General features: G+C 68.3%; 15 protein-coding genes. 6 read left to right on the top strand and 9 right to left on the bottom strand.

The features are described from left to right. Positions 1-71 precede the first annotated feature (71 nt). The gene (locus FND50_RS26470) at positions 72-713 is read left to right on the top strand and encodes a restriction endonuclease (RefSeq protein WP_144287654.1); all 642 of its coding nucleotides are present in this window, start codon (positions 72-74) and stop codon (positions 711-713) included. A 67-nt stretch (positions 714-780) separates the two neighbouring features. Here the strand turns inward: FND50_RS26470 and FND50_RS26465 are convergent, their stop codons facing one another. Both FND50_RS26465 and FND50_RS26460 read right to left on the bottom strand, forming a co-directional pair. Continuing rightward, a complete protein-coding gene (locus tag FND50_RS26465; RefSeq protein WP_073360679.1) occupies positions 781-1242 on the bottom strand; it encodes a 6,7-dimethyl-8-ribityllumazine synthase in 462 nt (153 codons plus the stop codon). Between the two features lie 23 nt (positions 1243-1265). Then, positions 1266-1778 carry an Lrp/AsnC family transcriptional regulator gene (locus FND50_RS26460; RefSeq protein ID WP_005252722.1) on the bottom strand — a complete coding sequence of 171 codons (513 nt, stop codon included), beginning with the start codon at positions 1776-1778 and terminating at the stop codon, positions 1266-1268. 138 nt (positions 1779-1916) lie between these two features. Between FND50_RS26460 and FND50_RS26455 the strand changes: the two genes are divergently transcribed. Together FND50_RS26455 and FND50_RS26450 are read left to right on the top strand one after the other, a co-directional pair. Continuing rightward, positions 1917-5429 carry an indolepyruvate ferredoxin oxidoreductase family protein gene (locus FND50_RS26455; RefSeq protein ID WP_313905288.1) on the top strand — a complete coding sequence of 1171 codons (3513 nt, stop codon included), beginning with the start codon at positions 1917-1919 and terminating at the stop codon, positions 5427-5429. 6 nt (positions 5430-5435) lie between these two features. Continuing rightward, a complete protein-coding gene (locus FND50_RS26450; protein WP_144287652.1) occupies positions 5436-6530 on the top strand; it encodes a Glu/Leu/Phe/Val dehydrogenase in 1095 nt (364 codons plus the stop codon). A gap of 66 nt (positions 6531-6596) precedes the next feature. On the opposite strand, the gene FND50_RS26445 is transcribed toward FND50_RS26450, so the two are convergent. The 7 genes from FND50_RS26445 to FND50_RS26415 all read right to left on the bottom strand — a co-directional run bounded on the left by FND50_RS26445 (position 6597) and on the right by FND50_RS26415 (position 12100). Further along, positions 6597-7010, bottom strand: coding sequence for an ester cyclase (locus FND50_RS26445; RefSeq protein WP_037203123.1), 414 nt, complete (start codon positions 7008-7010; stop codon positions 6597-6599). Between the two features lie 83 nt (positions 7011-7093). Beyond that, a complete protein-coding gene (locus FND50_RS26440; protein ID WP_144287651.1) occupies positions 7094-7567 on the bottom strand; it encodes a helix-turn-helix domain-containing protein in 474 nt (157 codons plus the stop codon). A 110-nt stretch (positions 7568-7677) separates the two neighbouring features. Further along, the gene (locus FND50_RS26435) at positions 7678-8253 is read right to left on the bottom strand and encodes a TetR/AcrR family transcriptional regulator (protein WP_005252730.1); all 576 of its coding nucleotides are present in this window, start codon (positions 8251-8253) and stop codon (positions 7678-7680) included. Between the two features lie 54 nt (positions 8254-8307). Beyond that, the gene (locus FND50_RS26430; RefSeq protein WP_007300526.1) at positions 8308-8892 is read right to left on the bottom strand and encodes a TetR/AcrR family transcriptional regulator; all 585 of its coding nucleotides are present in this window, start codon (positions 8890-8892) and stop codon (positions 8308-8310) included. 4 nt (positions 8893-8896) lie between these two features. Beyond that, complete coding sequence (locus tag FND50_RS26425) at positions 8897-10090, bottom strand: acetyl-CoA C-acetyltransferase (protein WP_144287650.1); 1194 nt, start codon at positions 10088-10090, stop codon at positions 8897-8899. A 36-nt stretch (positions 10091-10126) separates the two neighbouring features. Next, positions 10127-11314, bottom strand: coding sequence for an acyl-CoA dehydrogenase family protein (locus FND50_RS26420; protein WP_144287649.1), 1188 nt, complete (start codon positions 11312-11314; stop codon positions 10127-10129). Between the two features lie 42 nt (positions 11315-11356). Continuing rightward, the gene (locus FND50_RS26415; protein ID WP_144287648.1) at positions 11357-12100 is read right to left on the bottom strand and encodes an SDR family NAD(P)-dependent oxidoreductase; all 744 of its coding nucleotides are present in this window, start codon (positions 12098-12100) and stop codon (positions 11357-11359) included. A 300-nt stretch (positions 12101-12400) separates the two neighbouring features. Here FND50_RS26415 and FND50_RS26410 point away from each other — a divergent pair, with 300 nt between their 5' ends. The 3 genes from FND50_RS26410 to FND50_RS26400 are packed head-to-tail and all read left to right on the top strand — an operon-like array spanning position 12401 to position 16319. Continuing rightward, positions 12401-13690 carry an MFS transporter gene (locus FND50_RS26410; protein WP_144287647.1) on the top strand — a complete coding sequence of 430 codons (1290 nt, stop codon included), beginning with the start codon at positions 12401-12403 and terminating at the stop codon, positions 13688-13690. Beyond that, positions 13690-15357 carry an AMP-binding protein gene (locus tag FND50_RS26405; RefSeq protein WP_144287646.1) on the top strand — a complete coding sequence of 556 codons (1668 nt, stop codon included), beginning with the start codon at positions 13690-13692 and terminating at the stop codon, positions 15355-15357. Before FND50_RS26410 ends, FND50_RS26405 begins: the two co-directional genes overlap by 1 nt. Then, positions 15345-16319, top strand: a complete 975-nt coding sequence (locus tag FND50_RS26400; protein ID WP_144287645.1) for an NADPH:quinone oxidoreductase family protein — start codon at positions 15345-15347, stop codon at positions 16317-16319. The genes FND50_RS26405 and FND50_RS26400 overlap by 13 nt, the downstream gene beginning before the upstream one ends. Positions 16320-16373: the final 54 nt, after the last annotated feature.

The raw sequence follows: 16373 nt of genomic DNA, 5'->3' as shown, positions 1-16373 counted from the left end.
GGATAGCTGGTTTCGCCCGATCTGCGGGTACCTTCGAGGGGAAAGACTGGTTCGATCTGGGGGAGTGAGGCATGGCACGCATACGCACGGCGGCTGAAGCTGAAATCAACGCCGCCGAGCAGATGCAGAAGCTCGGCTACGGCGACGCCACAGCGCTACTCGGAGGCGCGGACGGCGGCATCGACGTCTACTCGTCACGCGCATACGCGCAGGTGAAGTGGCGTGGCGGCAGTGCAGGCAAGTCGGACCTCACGAACCTCTACGACACCCGCGGAACCAGCCACGCCCGGAAACTCCTGTACTTCTCCGGCCCCGGATACACCGACGAGGCCGTCGACTACGCGGACGCGGTGGGTATCGCCCTGTTCCGGTGCGAGCCCGACGGCGAAACCCCGCCGGTCGGCGCCCACGCCCCGAAACTGGTGGCCGCCGCGCGTAACTCGACGGTTGCGGTGGCCCCGCCCCCGCCGCCCCCACCCGAGCCCGAATCGCCGGCGCGCATCGTCGCCCGCAACGCATGGGCGATGGTCGCAGGCTTCTTCGGCGCGCACTGGCGACTCCTCGGCGCCGTCGTCTGCACGATTGTCCTCATGATCGCCCCCTTCGGCGAAGGGAACGTCGGGCTCCGCGTGTTCGCGACCATCCTCGCCGTCGTCGGCGCGCCCGTGTTCTGGCTCCTCTACGTCCAGCACCGGCACGCGAACGACCGGTAAGACGAGAAACCACCGTCAGTAACGTGCTGACGGTGGTTTCTCGTATCGGGTTCGGAGTGGGCGAATCTCAGTTCGCGGTCGGGAGCGACTTCAGCGACGTGACGGTGGCGACGCAGGCGCGAGCGGCCTCGGCGCCCTTCTTCACGAAGTGATCGTGGAAGTAGTTGAGGTGCTCGTCGTGCTCGTGGAAGTGGTGCGGCGTCAGCACAACCGAGAACACCGGCACATCCGTGTCGAGTTGCACGCGCATGAGGCCGTCGATCACCGCGGTCGCGACGAACTCGTGGCGGTAGATGCCGCCGTCCACGACGAGCGCGGCGGCGACGACGGCGTCGTAACGCCCGGTGAGGGCGAGGCGGCGTGCGTGCAGCGGGATCTCGAACGCGCCCGGCACCTCGAAGAAGTCCAGTTCGTCCTTCGAATATCCCAGCGTGGTCACCTCGTCGGTGAAGCCCTCGCGTGCGCGGTCGACGATGTTGCGGTGCCACGTGGCCTGGATGAACGCGATTCGTCCCTGACTCTCACTCATGGTCTGAAACTACTGCACCGGTGCTAGCGCTGTGAACGGGGCAGTGCCGTGGACCGGCCCCACCCGGAGTCGTCGGTGAGGTGCTCGAGCAGCGGCTGAATCCGGTACGGCAGCGGGCTGGTCAGCGCGATCGTGGTGGTCGAATGCGTGATGCCGGGCAGGTTCGCGATCTTCTCCAGCAACTTCTGCAGCTCCGCGTGCGTGGACGTGGCCACCCGCACCAGCAGGTCTTCGCGGCCGGTGGTCGCGTGGATCTCGATGACCTCCGGCAGGTCGACGAGACGGTTGCCGACGGCGGTGAGCTTGCCCTGTTCGAGTTCGAGCCCGACGAACGCCTGGATGGGAATCCCGACCTCGGCGAGGTCGAGGTTGGGGCGGAAGCCGGTGAGCAGTCCGCTGGTCTCCATGCGCTTCATCCGGGACTGCACGGTGTTGCGGGCGACGCCCAGCGAGTTGGCGAGTTCGGCCACGCTCATGCGTGAGTCCTTGCCGAGCAGTCCGAGCAACTGCACGTCGAGCTTGTCGATGCTGAGCACTTTGGGTACCTCCGGGAAGTGACGACCGTCACCTGTTGCGTGAAATGATTAGTTGATCCGATTTGCGTTGACCAAATCTTAGACCAGATACAGGATCAAGATCACGAAATGCTCAACGCGACGGATCGGGAATCGCAGATGACTCAGCTAGACGACGCTCGCACCAGTGCAGCATCCTTTGATCTCGCCGACCGATACCGGGCCGACTCGGGCCCGGTGTTGATGACCGGTGTCCAGGCCATCGCCCGCCAGCTGGTGGAGCAGCACGAACGCGACCGCCGCGCGGGACTGAACGTCGCGACGTTCGTCTCCGGCTACCAGGGCAGCCCCCTCGCCGGCCTCGACCGCACCATCGCCGCCATCCCCACGTTGAGCACCGACCACGACGTGAAGTTCGTGCCCGGCATGAACGAGGAACTCGCCGCGACCTCCGTCTGGGGCAGCCAGGTCGACCTCCCGCAGGGCGAGCGCACCCACGACGGCGTCGTCGGCGTCTGGTACGGCAAGGGTCCCGGCCTCGACCGCGCCAGCGACTCCATCCGGCACGCCGCCATGTACGGCGCCAACGCCCGCGGCGGCGTCCTCGTCCTCGTGGGCGACGACCCCAACGCCAAGTCCTCCACCATCCCCTGTGCCAGCGAGCGGTCCATGGCCGCGATGGGCATGCCCGTGTTCTTCCCGCGCAACGCCGAGGAGGTCATCACGTTCGGCCTCTACGGTGTGGCGCTGTCGCGGATCTCCGGCTGCTGGTCGGGCATGAAGATCGTCGCCGACGTGGCCGACGGGCTGTGGACTCTCGACCGGAACTTCGCCGACCTCGACATCGTGCTCCCCGAGATCGAGTGGAACGGCAAGCCGTGGTCGTACCGGCAGCGCGTGCTCGCGTCCCCGCCCGACAGCGTCTACGCCGAGGCCGACCTGTACGGCCCGCGCTGGGCGATGGTCGAGGCGTTCAACGCCGCCAACGAAATCGACAAGATCGAGGTGAACCCGCGCACCGCGTGGCTGGGCATCGCCGCCGTCGGCACCGCCTACGACTCGCTGCGCCAGGCCCTGCTCGACCTCGGGCTCGGCGACTCCCAGCTCGAGGACGCCGGCATCCGCATCCTCCGCATCGGCATGCCCTACCCGCTGGGCGCCGACAAGGTTCGCGAACTCGCCGACGGCGTCGAGCAGGTCCTCGTCGTCGAGGAGAAGATGCCGTTCGTCGAGTCGCAGCTCAAGGACATCCTCTACGGCGGCGCCAGCGCACCCGCGGTGCTGGGGAAGAAGAACGCGCAGGGCAAGAACCTGATCCCCGTCGACGGTGAACTGACCGCCGCCCGTCTCACCGGACCGCTGCGCCGCGTCCTGAAGGACCGGGTCGCGCTGACGCCGGCCCCGCCGCCGCGCCTCGAGCTGACCGTCCTCCCGACGTCGCGCACCCCGTACTTCTGCTCCGGCTGCCCGCACAACCGCTCCACCGCGGTGCCCGAGGGATCGATCGCGGGCGGCGGCATCGGCTGCCACACCCTGGTCACGATGTCCGGTCGCACCGACAGCGCCGTCACGATGCTCACCCAGATGGGCGGCGAGGGCGCGCAGTGGATCGGGCAGGCCCCGTTCAGCGACGTCAAGCACATGTTCCAGAACGTCGGCGACGGCACCTACTTCCACTCCGGTCAGCTCGCCGTGCAGGCGTGCGTCGCCGCCGGCGTCAATATCACGTACAAGGTGCTCTACAACTCCGCCGTCGCGATGACCGGGGCGCAGGACGCCGAGGCCGGGCTGACCGTGCCGCAGCTGACCCACAAGCTGGCGTCCGAGGGCGTCAAGCAGATCATCGTGTGCGCCGAGGACCCCAAGCGGCACAAGGGTGCCCACTTCGCCGCCAACACGCTGCTGTGGGACCGGACCCGGCTCGACGAGGCGCAGCGCGTCCTGCGCGACATCGAGGGCGTCACCGTGCTGATCTTCGACCAGCAGTGCGCCGCCGAGGCCCGCCGCAAGCGCAAGCGCGGCAAGCTGCCCGCCCGCCGCACCCGCGTCGTCATCAACGAGGCCGTCTGCGAGGGCTGCGGCGACTGCGGCGTCAAGTCCAACTGCCTGTCCGTGCAGCCCGTCGACACCGAATTCGGCCGCAAGACCAAGATCGACCAGACCAGCTGCAACACCGACTACTCCTGCCTCGAGGGCGACTGCCCGTCGTTCGTGACGGTCCAGCTGCCCGAGGAAGGCGCGCCGAAGACGTTGCGCGAGATCCCGGTTCCGCCGGAGGTCGGCGACCCCGACCCCGCCGTGTGGACCGGAACGCACAACCTGTTCATGGCCGGTGTCGGTGGTACCGGCATCGTCACCGTCAACCAGGTGCTCGGCATGGCCGCGCTGCGCGCCGGGCTGCACGTCGAGGGACTCGACCAGACCGGTCTCAGCCAGAAGGCCGGACCCGTCACGTCGCACCTGCGGCTCAGCGATCAGAAGACGCGGTCGGGAAGCTCGGCGCCGTCCAACCGGATCAGCCCCGCGACCGCCGACTGCGTCCTCGCATTCGACCTGCTGACCGCGGCCGACGCCAAGTACGCCGGTTTCGGCAGCTCCGACCGGACCATCACCGTCGCGTCGACCAGCCAGACCCCGACCGGCGACATGGTCTACGACCCCGCCGTCCGCTACCCGGACGAGGACAAGCTGCTCGAGCGTCTCGACGTCTCGGCCCGCGAACTGACCGCCATCGACGGTCTCGCCGCCGCCACCGCACTGTTCGGCAGCACGGCCGCCGCCAACTTCCTGCTGGTCGGCGCCGCCTACCAAGCCGGCGGACTGCCCGTCCCCGCCCGGTTCATCGAGGAGGCCCTCGAGATCAACGGGGTGGCCGTCGAGTCCAACAAGGCCGCGTTCCACTGGGGACGCGTCGCCGTCGCCGACCGGGAGGCCTTCCTTTCCGCCACCAGCTCGGCCGCCGTGCCGCAGCGCAGCGACACCGTCGTCCCGACGCACCTGTTCGCCGGATCAACCCTCGACGGCACGACGCTCGAACTCACCGAACGCCGCGCCGCGAACCTCGTTGCCTTCCAGGGCGACCGCGTCGCCGCCCGCTACATCGCCCTGGTGCAGCAGGCGTGGGACGCCGAGCGCGAGCTGGGCAGCCGGACCGAGTTCAGCGAGGCCGTCGCCGCCGGCCTACACAAGCTCACCGCCTACAAGGACGAATACGAAGTGGCCCGGATGCTCACCGACCAGGCGTTCCTCGACGCCGCCGCCGGCGAGGTCCCCGGCGCGGGCAAGCTCACCTACAAGCTGCACCCGCCCGTCCTCAAGGCCATGGGCCGCAAGACCAAGATCGGTTTCGGCCCCCGCTCGCACGTCGCGCTCAAGACCCTCGCCAAGGCGAAGTTCCTGCGCGGCACCGCGTTCGACCCGTTCGGCTACGCCAAGGTCCGTCGTCTCGAGCGTCAGCTGCTCGCGCACTACGAGACCACGGTGGCCGGCCTCGTCGCCGACCTCTCCGCCGACACCTACGACACCGCAACGCTGATCGCCGCGACCCCCGACCTCGTCCGGGGCTACGAGGACGTGAAGCTGCGCAACGTCACCGTTTACCTCCAGCGTCTCGCCGAACTCGGCGTCGACACCTCCACCATCACGATCGCCACCACTCCGGAAAGGTCCTGAGAAGACATGACTCTCACCGCGGAACGTCACGACACCGCACTGCCCGACAACGCTGGAGTGTTCGAGCGCACCGATTTCCCCACCGACACCGCCCACGAGCAGGTGACGTTCTTCCAGGACCCCGCCACCGGGCTCAAGGCGATCGTCGCGATTCACGACACCACCCTCGGACCGGCCCTCGGCGGAACCCGCTTCTACCCGTACGCCGACGAGGCCGCCGCCCTCAAGGACGTGCTGCGCCTGTCGCGGGGCATGACCTACAAGTCGGCGATCGCCGGAGTCGACCTCGGCGGCGGCAAGGCCGTCATCATCGGCGACCCCGCCACCGGAAAGTCGGAGGCACTGCTCGAGGCGTACGCCCGCTTCGTCCAGACGCTCGGCGGCCGGTACATCACCGCCGGCGACGTGGGCACCAACTCCGACGACCTCGACGTGATGGGCCGCGCCACCGACTACGTCGTCGGACGCAACACGTCCGCCGGCGGGTCCGGCGACAGCGCCCCGATGACCGCCCTCGGCGTGTTCCAGGGCATGCGCGCCGCCGCCCAGGCCAAGTGGGGCACCCCGAGCCTCGCCGGCCGCACCGTCGGCGTCGAGGGCACCGGCAAGGTCGGCTACCAGCTGATCAAGCTGCTGCTCGCCGACGGCGCATCGGTGGTCGCCACCGACGTCGACGCCGCCGCACTCGACCGCGTCGCCCGCGACTTCCCCGAGGTCAAGATCGCGTCCACCGTCATCGACCAGGAACTCGACGTCTACGCACCCTGCGCGATGGGCGCCACGCTCACCGACGAGTCCGTCGCCGCGATCACCGCCCAGGTGATCTGCGGGGCCGCGAACAACCAGCTCGCCCACCCCGCGGTCGAGCACGACCTCGGCGAACGCGGCATCACCTGGGTCCCCGACTACGTCGCCAACGGCGGCGGACTGATCCAGGTCGCCGGCGAGCGGCTCGGCACGTCCGCCGACGACGTCCGCGCGCAGGTCGAGAAGATCTTCGCCACCGTCGTGCAGATCCTCGACGTCGCGAAGCGAGACGGCATCCTCGCCGGCGCCGCAGCCGACGCCGTCGCCGAGGCCCGGATCGCTGCAGCCAGGTAGGCCCTCCGGGCCCGTGTGCCTTTTTGGTAGTTGCAGCTACCAGAAAGGCGCACGGGTGCGAAGCGCCTAGGCCGTCAGCCGCCGGTGCAGCTCCCAGGCATTGCGCTCGACGCGGTTGGATTCGAGCATCCCGTCGGCCCGGACGTTCCACACCGCGGTACCCGTCAGATGGATCGGTTGCCCGTCCGGTTCGGTGCCCATGAATCCGCGATTGCGGCCGGTCATTTCCCACAGCGATGCGACGCGGGAACCGTCCTCGTTCTGGAACGTTTCGACGGGGATGAACTCCAGATCCTCGACGGTCGACTGAAACTTCAGCACCCATTCCTTGAAGGTGTCGCGGCCGCGGATGGCCTCCCCACCGGTGACGATGACGAAATCGTCGACGACGAGCTCGTCGATCGCGTGGGGATCCTGGGGTGACTGCCACACCCGGGCCCAGAAATTCTCGACTGCGTGAACTCCGTGTTGTACAGACATGGTTGCCTTGCGTCTCGCTAACTTGGAATTTCCAAGTTAGCATGGATACGACGCGGTCGCGCCCCGTTCCTCACGAGTTCCGGCTAACCCTGCGGATTGCCGGCCGGGGCCGGAGCACCCTGCTGTACATGCAGAGTCGATGCCGGAACGCGGCGACCGTCGTCGGTGACGAAGGCGAGGGACACGGCCTCGCCGGTGGTCTCGTCGGTGTACTCGGGGGAGGTGCTACCCGGCCGCGGCAGATGGTCGCGCCCGAACTGGCCCAGCGCCCCGATCACGACATGCAACTGCTTGCCCTTCTCGGTCAGCACGTACTCCTGACGTTCCCGCGACCCCTCCTGACGATAGGCGCGGCGTTCGAGGATTCCTTCGTCGACGAGCATCGCCAACCGTGCGGTGAGCACGTCGGACGCCACCCCGAGACTGCGGGTGAACTCCGAGAACCGGCTGTGACCCCAGAAGGCTTCGCGGACGATGAGCAGCGTCCACTTGTCGCCCAGGAGTTCGAGGGTGCGCGCGATGGAGCAACGGGCAGGGGTGGCCGACGACGGACTCATGCAACGAGGATAGTCCTTCCTGGCTTGGCAGGTCCAAGCCAGTGGGTCCGCCGCCCGCGCGCGGCGAACGAGTGCAGAGACTCGCTAACCGCGCACGGGCGCGAAGCGCCTCACGCCCGCATCCCCGTGACGACGGCGTCGAGGAACTCGTCCGCGATCTCTTCGGGTGTCTCGGCGCCCGCGGGGGTGATCCACAGGTAGCTGTAGTTGAACATGCCCAGCAGGCCCTTGACCATCAGCCGCGGCAGAGCACGGAACTGTCCGTCGCGGATACCCTGCTCCAGCGCGTTCCGCCAATGTGATTCGTAGCGTTCACGTTCGGCGATGATGCGATCCCGCCGCTCGTCCGTCAGTGCGTGGTACTCGCGGAAGAATACCGTCCACTCCGCACGGTGCTCGGCGATGTTCCGCATGAGCGCACGTGCGAGGCCACGCAGCCGTTTCTCCGGATCGGCCTCGGACAAAGCGAGTTCGTCGGCCACCGTGTTCATCTGCGCAAGTTGCCGGCTGCTGATCTCGTAGAGGATTGCCTCCTTGCTGCCGATGTAGTGGTACAGCGCGCCCCGGCCCAGCCCGGTGGCCTCACCGATCTCGGCGACCCCGGTGCCGTGGTAGCCCGACTTCGCGAACAATTCGGCGGCCACCTGCAGGACTCGGTCCCGGTTGGCGTCGTACTTGTCGCTCATCGAAGGGCCCCTTTGTCTCCCGGCGGTCGAAGATGTGAGTCTAGACGGCCCAGATCACGGGTTCGGCGCGGCCAGCCCGGTGATCAGGGCGTCGAGAAACCCGTCGGCGATCTCTTCGGGGGTGCGGGCCCCGTCGGCGGTGAGCCAGAGGTAGCTGTAGTTGAACATGCCGAGCACACCCTTGATCATCAACGGCGGCAACAGTGTGAACACCCCGTCCCGGACGCCTTGGTCGAACGCGTGCCGCCAATGCGATTCGTACCGTTCGCGGGCCGCGACGACTCGCACACGCCGATCACCGGTCAGGGCGTGGTACTCGCGGAAGAACACCGTCCACTCCGCGCGGTGTTCGGCGATGTTGCGGAGCAGAGCCCGCGCGAGACCGCGGAGGCGGCGCTCCGGATCCGGTTCGGTCAGGGCGAGTTCGTCGGCGACCGTGTTCATCTGCGCGAGTTGCCGGCTGCTGATCGCGAACAGGACCTCCTCCTTGCTGCCGATGTAGTGGTAGAGCGCCCCGCGGCCGAGCCCCACCGCCGTGCCCAGGTCGGCGATCCCGGTGCCGTGGTAGCCCGACCTCGCGAACAGCTCGGCGGACACGCGCAGAATTTCGGCGCGGTTGAGGTCGTACTTGGTGCCCATCGAATCACCGTTCGACGTGCACGATCAGGGCCTGCCCCTGGCCGCCGCCCCCGCACAGCGCGGCTGCGCCGACGCCACCTCCGCGGCGTCGCAGTTCGAGCGCGAGGTGCAGGACGATCCGTGCCCCCGAGACGCCGATCGGGTGGCCGAGCGCGATCGCGCCGCCGTTGACGTTCACCCGGTCCGCGTCGAGACCGAGGCGTTCGGACGAGACGAGTGTGACGGCGGCGAACGCCTCGTTGATCTCGACGAGATCGAGGTCGCGAGGCGCGATCCCCTCGCGTCGGCACGCGGCCTGGATGGCGTTCGACGGCTGCTCGTGCAGACCCGAATCGGGTCCGGCGACCACAGCGCGTGATCCGATCTCGGCCAGCCACGACAGTCCGAGCCGGACGGCCGTCGACTTCCGTGTGACCACGACGGCGCAGGCACCGTCGGAGATCGGTGACGAGTTGCCCGCCGTCAGCGAGCCGCCTGCGGCGAAAGCCGGAGGCAGACCGGCGAGGTCGGCCGCCGAGGTGTCGGCCCGGATGCCCTCGTCGTGGCTCACGTCGGTCGACTCACCCCGCCCGGATCTGATCGGAACGGGAACGATCTCGGCCGCGAAGACGCCGTCCTTGCGCGCGCGTGCGGCCGCACGGTGCGAGCGTGCGGCCCACTCGTCCTGGGCCTCCCGGGTGATCCCGTACTCGGGATTCCTCGACTCGGTCAGCGCCCCCATCGACGACCCGGTGAAGGCGTCCTGGAGCCCGTCGAACGCGAGGTGGTCGATCAGAACCGTGTCGCCGTACCTGTGTCCGCGACGACTGTTCGTCAGCAGGTGCGGCGCAGTGCTCATCGATTCCTGACCGCCGGCGACGACGATGTCCGCGTCGCCGGCGGAGATCATCTGGTGCGCCAGCGTTATCGCGTCGATTCCCGAGAGGCACATCCGATTGATGGTCAGTGCCGGTGCGGTCATGGGGATTCCGGCGGCTGCCGCCGCGACGCGCGCCGGCAGTTGGCCGCTGCCCGCGGTGAGCACCTGGCCCATGACGACGTGGTCGACGGCGCGTGCGGCGACGCCGGCCGATTCCAGCGCACCACCGATCGCATGGCTACCCAGTTCCTGGGCGCTCAGGCTCGACAGGGATCCCATGAAGCGTCCGAACGGGGTTCGCGCCCCCGCGACGAGGACGGTGGGGTCGTGGTCCGTCATTGTTCTCCTCCTTCGAGGGCGGCTGTCGTGCGGATGTCAGGGCTGACGCGACGTCTCGAAGGCGTCGGAGAACGCGTACCCGTCGAGCAGGCGTCCCGCCGTGACCAGGTACTGGATCGTCGGGGTCCCCTCCTCGAGCCAGTTGAGGCGGGCATCCCGGTAGAGGCGCTCGATCGGATGCGCGCGCGTGTATCCGATTCCGCCGTGGATGAGCAGAGCCCGGTCGGTCACCCGGCCGACGGCTTCGAGGCCGAACAGCTTGCACATGCTGGCCTCGGCGGGAATCCGTTCGCCGGCATCCCACTTCTGTGCTGCGTCGGCCAGGATCCCGCGCAGGGCGTAGACATCGGTGGCCATCTCCGCCAGGTAGCGCTGGATGGCCTGCCGTGTGCCGATCGGCTTGCCAAATGTGACACGGCTCTTCGCGTGGGCGATCGACAGTTCGAGGGCGCGCTCGGACGTGCCGAGGGAGCTTGCCGCGATGAACACCCGGCTGATCTCCAGTGCGCGTTCGAGGTGCTCGTTTCCCTGCCCCTCCACGCCGACGAGGGCGGTGGCGGGCACCCGGACGGAGTCGAGGGTGACGCGTCCGTGCTCGGTGCCCTTGCATCCCATCGTCTCGGGAAGTGCTGCGATCGAGAGACCGGCGGTCGCGCGGGGAACGAGGAACGCGGAGACGTCGGTGTCGGATGTCTTCGCGAAGACGATGAAGTGAGACGCGATGTCCGAGTTGGTGATCAACCACTTCTCGCCGTTCAGAATGTAGTCGTCGCCCTCGCGCACCGCGGTCGACCCGAGGTCGGCGCCCGTCCCGAAACCCGGCTCCGTCAGCGCGAACGCGACCGAGTTCCGGCCCGTGGCCGTGCCCGGCAGCACGTCCGCCTTCTGCCGGTCGCTGCCGATCTCGGAGAGTGCGTGGGCGAAGGAGTTGTGCACGTGGACGATGACCCGGAGCCCGCCCTGCACCTTGGCGAATTCGGCGATGATCGGCAGGTACTGGGCGATCGAGAGACCGCTGCCGCCGTACTCGCGGGGGACGAGCAGGCCGAGTGCGCCGATCCGCTCGAGGATGGGCATGACGATGTCGTGCGGAACCTGCTCGTCGTCCTCGATCCGCTGTTCGAGTGGATCGAGTTCGGACCAGATCGCCTCGAAAATGCGGTCCCGGAGCGCCAGGTACTCCGACTCCGGAATGCCGACCGAATGCGTGAGTGTCGCGGTCATGGTGTGTGTCCCTTCGTTGTTGGTCGTTGCAGTCGTGGTGTGTCACAGCGCCCAGCCACCGTCGGCGGTGAGGACGGAGCCGGTGCAGAATGTGGCGTCTTCGCTGAGGAAGACTGCGGCCTTGGCGATTTCGTCGACGGTGCCGAATCGGCCGAGGACGGTTTCTCGTTCGATGCGCTTGCGTGCGGAGTCGGGCACCGCATCGGTCATGTCGGTGGTGACGAAGCCGGGGGCCAGCACGTTGACCCGGATGCCGTCACGCGCGACCTCCTTGGCGAGTGAGCGACCGAAGCCGATCATCGCGGACTTCGCACCCGCGTACGCGGTGTCGCCGGCGTGACCGATCAGGCCGACGACCGACGACACCAGCACAATGCTCGGTGACCTGCCGTGCGCGAGGTGGGGTAGCGCGGCCCGGGCGAGGGCGACGGTGCCGCGAAGGTTCGTCTCGATCACGCTCCACCAGGCATCCGGGTCCGTCTCGACGAGCCGCCCGCCCGACCACTGGCCCGCGTTCAGGACGAGCGAATCGAGGTGTCCCCAGTGCGAGACGACGCGCTCCACCGCCGTGGGCGCCGTGGTGTCGTCGTGCAGGTCGAAACGGATCGGGAGTACCTGTTCAGGGGCGTCCGCGGCGAGCTTCTCGGCGCCGTCACGTCTGGTCCGGTACGTGCAGCCCACCCGGCAGCCGCGCTGCGTCAGTGCCGTGGTGACGGCGGCTCCGATGCCGCGGGAGCCGCCGGAGACTAGCGCGACGCGGGGAGCGTCGTGATCGTTGTCGTACATTCCCAGGAATGTACTGATCGATCCAAAAATAGTCCAGAGTGTTGGTGAAACTCGCGGTAATTCGGGTTTGAGCTCGATATTTGGGCGAAGTCCAAAGTGGATCGATCGGTACAAAAATGCTTGCTATCGACGTCCGGGTTGTGCTAGACCTGTGACCGTGGCCACACGGGGCGACGGTGCTGATGCGATGTCCGATCGGCGAACCCCGGGCGAGGCCCGACGGCCCGATCACAACCGCGGTGGCACCGGATCGACACGGCAGCCGCACCGCCCCACATCAGCAGCGATGGGAGATTCGATATGAGAGTCATCGACGACCTGGAGGTCACTCGGGTCAAACCGCGGAAGGTTGCCTTCGCGTCCTTCGTCGGAACGGCAATCGAGTGGTACGACTTCTTCATCTTCGGGACAGCGGCCGCCCTGGTATTCGGGAAGGCGTTCTTCCCGTCGTTGAGTCCGCTGTCGGGAACGCTGGCCGCATTCGCGACGTTCGGTGTCGCGTTCGTGTCGCGTCCCGCAGGCGCGATCGTCTTCGGGCACTTCGGAGACCGGATCGGCCGCAAGAAGATGCTGGTGTTCTCCCTGGTGCTGATGGGGTCGTCGACGGTCGCGATCGGACTCATTCCCACCTACGGGGCGATCGGTCTCGCGGCGCCCGTGCTGCTCGTCCTCGCGCGCCTGGCACAGGGCTTCGCGGTCGGCGGAGAATGGGGCGGCGCGGTGCTGATGGCAGTCGAACACGCACCGCGCGAGAAGCGGGCGTTCTACGGCAGCTGGCCGCAGGCCGGCGTGCCTGCCGGACTCGTGCTCGCGACGCTCGCGTTCCTTCTGGTCGAGCAGCTTCCCGAGGACCAGGTGCAGGCGTGGGGATGGAGGCTTCCGTTCCTCGCCAGTGCCGGGTTGGTCGCGGTCGGCATGTACGTGCGACTGAAGGTCGTCGAATCGCCGGAATTCGAGAACGTCAAGCGCAACAAGAAGATTGCCGAATTCCCGATCCTCGCGGTCCTGCGGGGTGAGAAGCGCGCGCTGGGCGTCGGGATTCTCACCCAGGCCGCCTCCCTCGTGCCGTTCTACCTCGTCACCGTCTTCGTGCTGTCGTACGGTCCGAAGGAACTCGGCATCTCGCGGCAGACGATTCTGTTGAGCATCCTCGTCGCGTGTGTTCTCGACATCCTGTCGGTGCCCTACGCGTCGATGATCGCGGACCGGATCGGAGCACGGAAGATGTTGATCTACGGGTCCCTCTACATGGCCGCGATCGCGTACCCGTTCTTCTGGTTGCTGACCACCGGCGTGGGTGTCGCCGTCCTGCTGGCGATGATTTTGATCATCACCATCGGTCACGCCGTCACCTATTCCGCGGTGGCCGGCTACGTCACCGGTCTGTTCCCGGCCGAAGTCCGGTACACCGGCGCGTCCGTCGCCTATCAGTTCGGTGGTGTCGTGTTCAGTGCTCCCGCACCGTTCATCGCGGTGGCGATCGCTGCCGAGACGGACGGTTCGTGGGCCCTGGCCGCGTACATCGCCGCGGCGTGTGCCATCACGGTCCTGGTCTTGACCCTGACGAAAACTGCAAAGGTGAATCACTGATGTCTCTCGACAGACTCGCATCGTCCGCACTCGCCGGTGCCTGGCAGGACATCGAATCCCTGCTGGACCGCGACCCGTTCGGCGGCGACTTCAACACGGCCCACGAAATCTGCACCCGCTACGCGGCCGACCCGAACCGGGTGGCGCTGACCGTGCGGCACGAGGACGGCTCGGCCGACCGCTGGACGTACCGCGAACTCGACAGGCTCGCCGCCAAGGCGGCACGGGTGTTCGCACGCGCGGGGCTGACGCGGGGAGATCGCGTCGGCGGACTGCTGTCGCGACAGGTCGAGAGTTGGATCACCGCACTGGCGGCGTGGCGCTCCGGGCTCGTGTACGTGCCGCTGTTCGGCGGGTTCGCCCCGGACGCGATCGGCCTGCGCCTCGACGCGGCGGGAGTCCGCGCGGTCGTGGTCGATCAGCGGTACCGGCCGGCCCTCGCGGAAGCGCAGGCGACCCACGGACTCGATCCCGCGGTGTTCGTCGTCGGCGACGTCGCGGCCGACGCGGACGACCGGTCCTTCTGGACGGAGGTCGACCGGGCCGACGCCGACGGCCCGCTCGCGACCACGGCACTCGGGGACACCGCCACCCTGCTGTTCACCAGCGGAACATCCGGAACACCGAAGGCGTGCACCATGACCCACGCCACCTTCGTCTCGGTCATGCCCTACGCGAAGGCCGTTCTCGGGGCGACCCGCGACAGCGTCGTCTTCTCGACGTCGGACCCGGCGTGGGCGTTCGGGCTGTACAGCACCGGTGCCGCCGTCATGGCGCTGGGCGTGCCGCGGGTGATGTACTCCGGGAAGTTCGTCCCCGAGGCCTGGCATCGCGTCATCCGGGAAGAGAAGGCCACGATCCTCACCACCGCGCCGGCCGCCCTGCGGCGACTGACGGCGACATTCGCACAGGAGGGAGTGCCGCCGACGCTCCGCACCGTCGCCGCTGCCGGCGAACCGCTCACCGCGGCGGTCGCCGCGGACTGGGCCGGCACCGGTGCCCCCGCCGTGCGCAACGGGTACGGACTGTCCGAGGTCGGCATGCTCCTAGGCGACACCCAGGGCACCGAAACGCGGTCCGGTCCGGGCTGGATGGCCGCCACGATTCCGGGTTTCGACACCTTCCTCGCGGACCGGGACGGGCAACCGGTGGCCGACGGCCAACCGGGATTGATCGCGGTACGGCGGCCCCGGCACCAGATGTCCAGCGGCTACGAGAACACCCCCGACCTGTGGGCCGACCGCTGGCGCGGCGACGTATTCCTCACCGAGGACCGAGCCGTCACAGACCCCCAGGGACGGTGGCAGATTCTGGGCCGGGACGACGACATGATCATCGCGTCAGGGCACAACATCAGCCCGGTCGAGGTCGAGAACGCGCTGTTGCAGCACCCGGCGGTCGCCGACGCCGCGGCAGTCGCGTACGACGATCCGATCCGCGGCGGAGTGGTCCGGGCCGTCGTCGTCCGCGCGGACACCCGGGCCGACGAGGGCGACCTCGTCACGCAACTCACACATCTCGTCGCGCAGCGCGTCGGACCCTACGCGGCACCCAAAGTCGTCGAGTTCCGGCCAGAACTCCCGCGCACCGAAGTCGGCAAGCTGCGCCGGGCAGCGGTCCGCGAACTCCCGATCACATCAGCGGGGGCAACAGCATGCGCGCACTGATGGTCACCGCGCTCGACGGTCCCCAGGCGCTCGCCCCGGTCGAGGTCGACGAACCCGACGCGGACGAATCCGCCATCCTGGTCGAGGTTCATGCCGTCGGGGTGTCGTTCCCGGATCTTCTCCTCACCCAGGGCCGGTACCAGTACAAGCCGGAACTGCCCTTCGTCCCGGGCGGCGAGGTCGCCGGGATCGTGCGGTCAGCACCCGCCGACAGCGGATATTTTCCGGGCGACCGGGTCGTCGGATTGACCGGGGTGGGCGGCGCCATGGCCGACGTGGTCGCACTGCCGCCGGAGACGACTTTCCTCCTCCCCGACATGATTTCGATGGCCGCGGGCGCCGCCCTGCTGTTCAACTACCTCACCGTGCATTTCGCGCTGGTACGTCGTGGACGCCTCGAGACGGGGGAGTCGGTGCTCGTCCAGGGCGCGGCCGGAGGCATCGGCACCGCCGCGATGACCCTGGCGCCCCACCTCGGCGCGTCGCGGACCATCGCGGTCGTCAGCAGTGAGGAGAAGGCGGAGTACGTGCGGAGCCTCGGCGCCTCCGACGTCGTGACCACCGGGAACTGGCGGGACGAGGTCCTCGCGATCACCGACGGCCGCGGGGTGGACGTCGTGGTCGACCCCGTCGGCGGCGATCGTTTCACCGACAGCGTCCGATCCCTGGCGACGGGCGGGAGGATTCTCGTGATGGGTTTCACCGGCCGGGACATCCCCTCGGTGAAAGTGAACCGGCTGCTTCTGAAGAACGCGTCCGCAGTGGGAGTCGCGTGGGGCTCGTGGTGGGCCGGGGACCCCCGACGACTGTCCGCGCAGTGGAGCGAATTATGTCCCTTGCTCGCGTCGGGCGCGTTGAAAATACCGGAGCCGACGCGGTACCCGTTCGAGGCGGCGGCCGAGGCCCTGCTCGATCTCGAACACCGCCGAACCGTCGGGAAGAGCGTCCTCACCCTCCGGTGAGGCGGCTCCGCCGCCCGTGCGCCTTTTTGGTAGTTGCAGCTACCAAAAAGGCGC

The sequence above is a fragment of the Rhodococcus sp. WB9 genome, from assembly GCF_007558985.1.
GTDB classification, from domain to species: domain Bacteria; phylum Actinomycetota; class Actinomycetes; order Mycobacteriales; family Mycobacteriaceae; genus Rhodococcus_F; species Rhodococcus_F opacus.
This window is presented reverse-complemented; position numbering and strand designations above follow the sequence as displayed.

Excerpts from the sequence above, each read along its gene's own strand:
- FND50_RS26420 (WP_144287649.1), bottom strand. The coding sequence starts at position 11,314 with ATGACCGCGACACTCACGCATTCGGTCGGCATTCCGGAGTCGGAGTAC.
- FND50_RS26445 (WP_037203123.1), bottom strand. The coding sequence starts at position 7,010 with ATGTCTGTACAACACGGAGTTCACGCAGTCGAGAATTTCTGGGCCCGG.
- FND50_RS26405 (WP_144287646.1), top strand. The coding sequence starts at position 13,690 with ATGTCTCTCGACAGACTCGCATCGTCCGCACTCGCCGGTGCCTGGCAG.
- FND50_RS26450 (WP_144287652.1), top strand. The coding sequence starts at position 5,436 with ATGACTCTCACCGCGGAACGTCACGACACCGCACTGCCCGACAACGCT.
- FND50_RS26465 (WP_073360679.1), bottom strand. The coding sequence starts at position 1,242 with ATGAGTGAGAGTCAGGGACGAATCGCGTTCATCCAGGCCACGTGGCAC.
- FND50_RS26455 (WP_313905288.1), top strand. The coding sequence starts at position 1,917 with ATGACTCAGCTAGACGACGCTCGCACCAGTGCAGCATCCTTTGATCTC.
- FND50_RS26425 (WP_144287650.1), bottom strand. The coding sequence starts at position 10,090 with ATGACGGACCACGACCCCACCGTCCTCGTCGCGGGGGCGCGAACCCCG.
- FND50_RS26470 (WP_144287654.1), top strand. The coding sequence starts at position 72 with ATGGCACGCATACGCACGGCGGCTGAAGCTGAAATCAACGCCGCCGAG.
- FND50_RS26440 (WP_144287651.1), bottom strand. The coding sequence starts at position 7,567 with ATGAGTCCGTCGTCGGCCACCCCTGCCCGTTGCTCCATCGCGCGCACC.
- FND50_RS26435 (WP_005252730.1), bottom strand. The coding sequence starts at position 8,253 with ATGAGCGACAAGTACGACGCCAACCGGGACCGAGTCCTGCAGGTGGCC.
- FND50_RS26400 (WP_144287645.1), top strand. The coding sequence starts at position 15,345 with ATGCGCGCACTGATGGTCACCGCGCTCGACGGTCCCCAGGCGCTCGCC.
- FND50_RS26410 (WP_144287647.1), top strand. The coding sequence starts at position 12,401 with ATGAGAGTCATCGACGACCTGGAGGTCACTCGGGTCAAACCGCGGAAG.
- FND50_RS26415 (WP_144287648.1), bottom strand. The coding sequence starts at position 12,100 with ATGTACGACAACGATCACGACGCTCCCCGCGTCGCGCTAGTCTCCGGC.
- FND50_RS26430 (WP_007300526.1), bottom strand. The coding sequence starts at position 8,892 with ATGGGCACCAAGTACGACCTCAACCGCGCCGAAATTCTGCGCGTGTCC.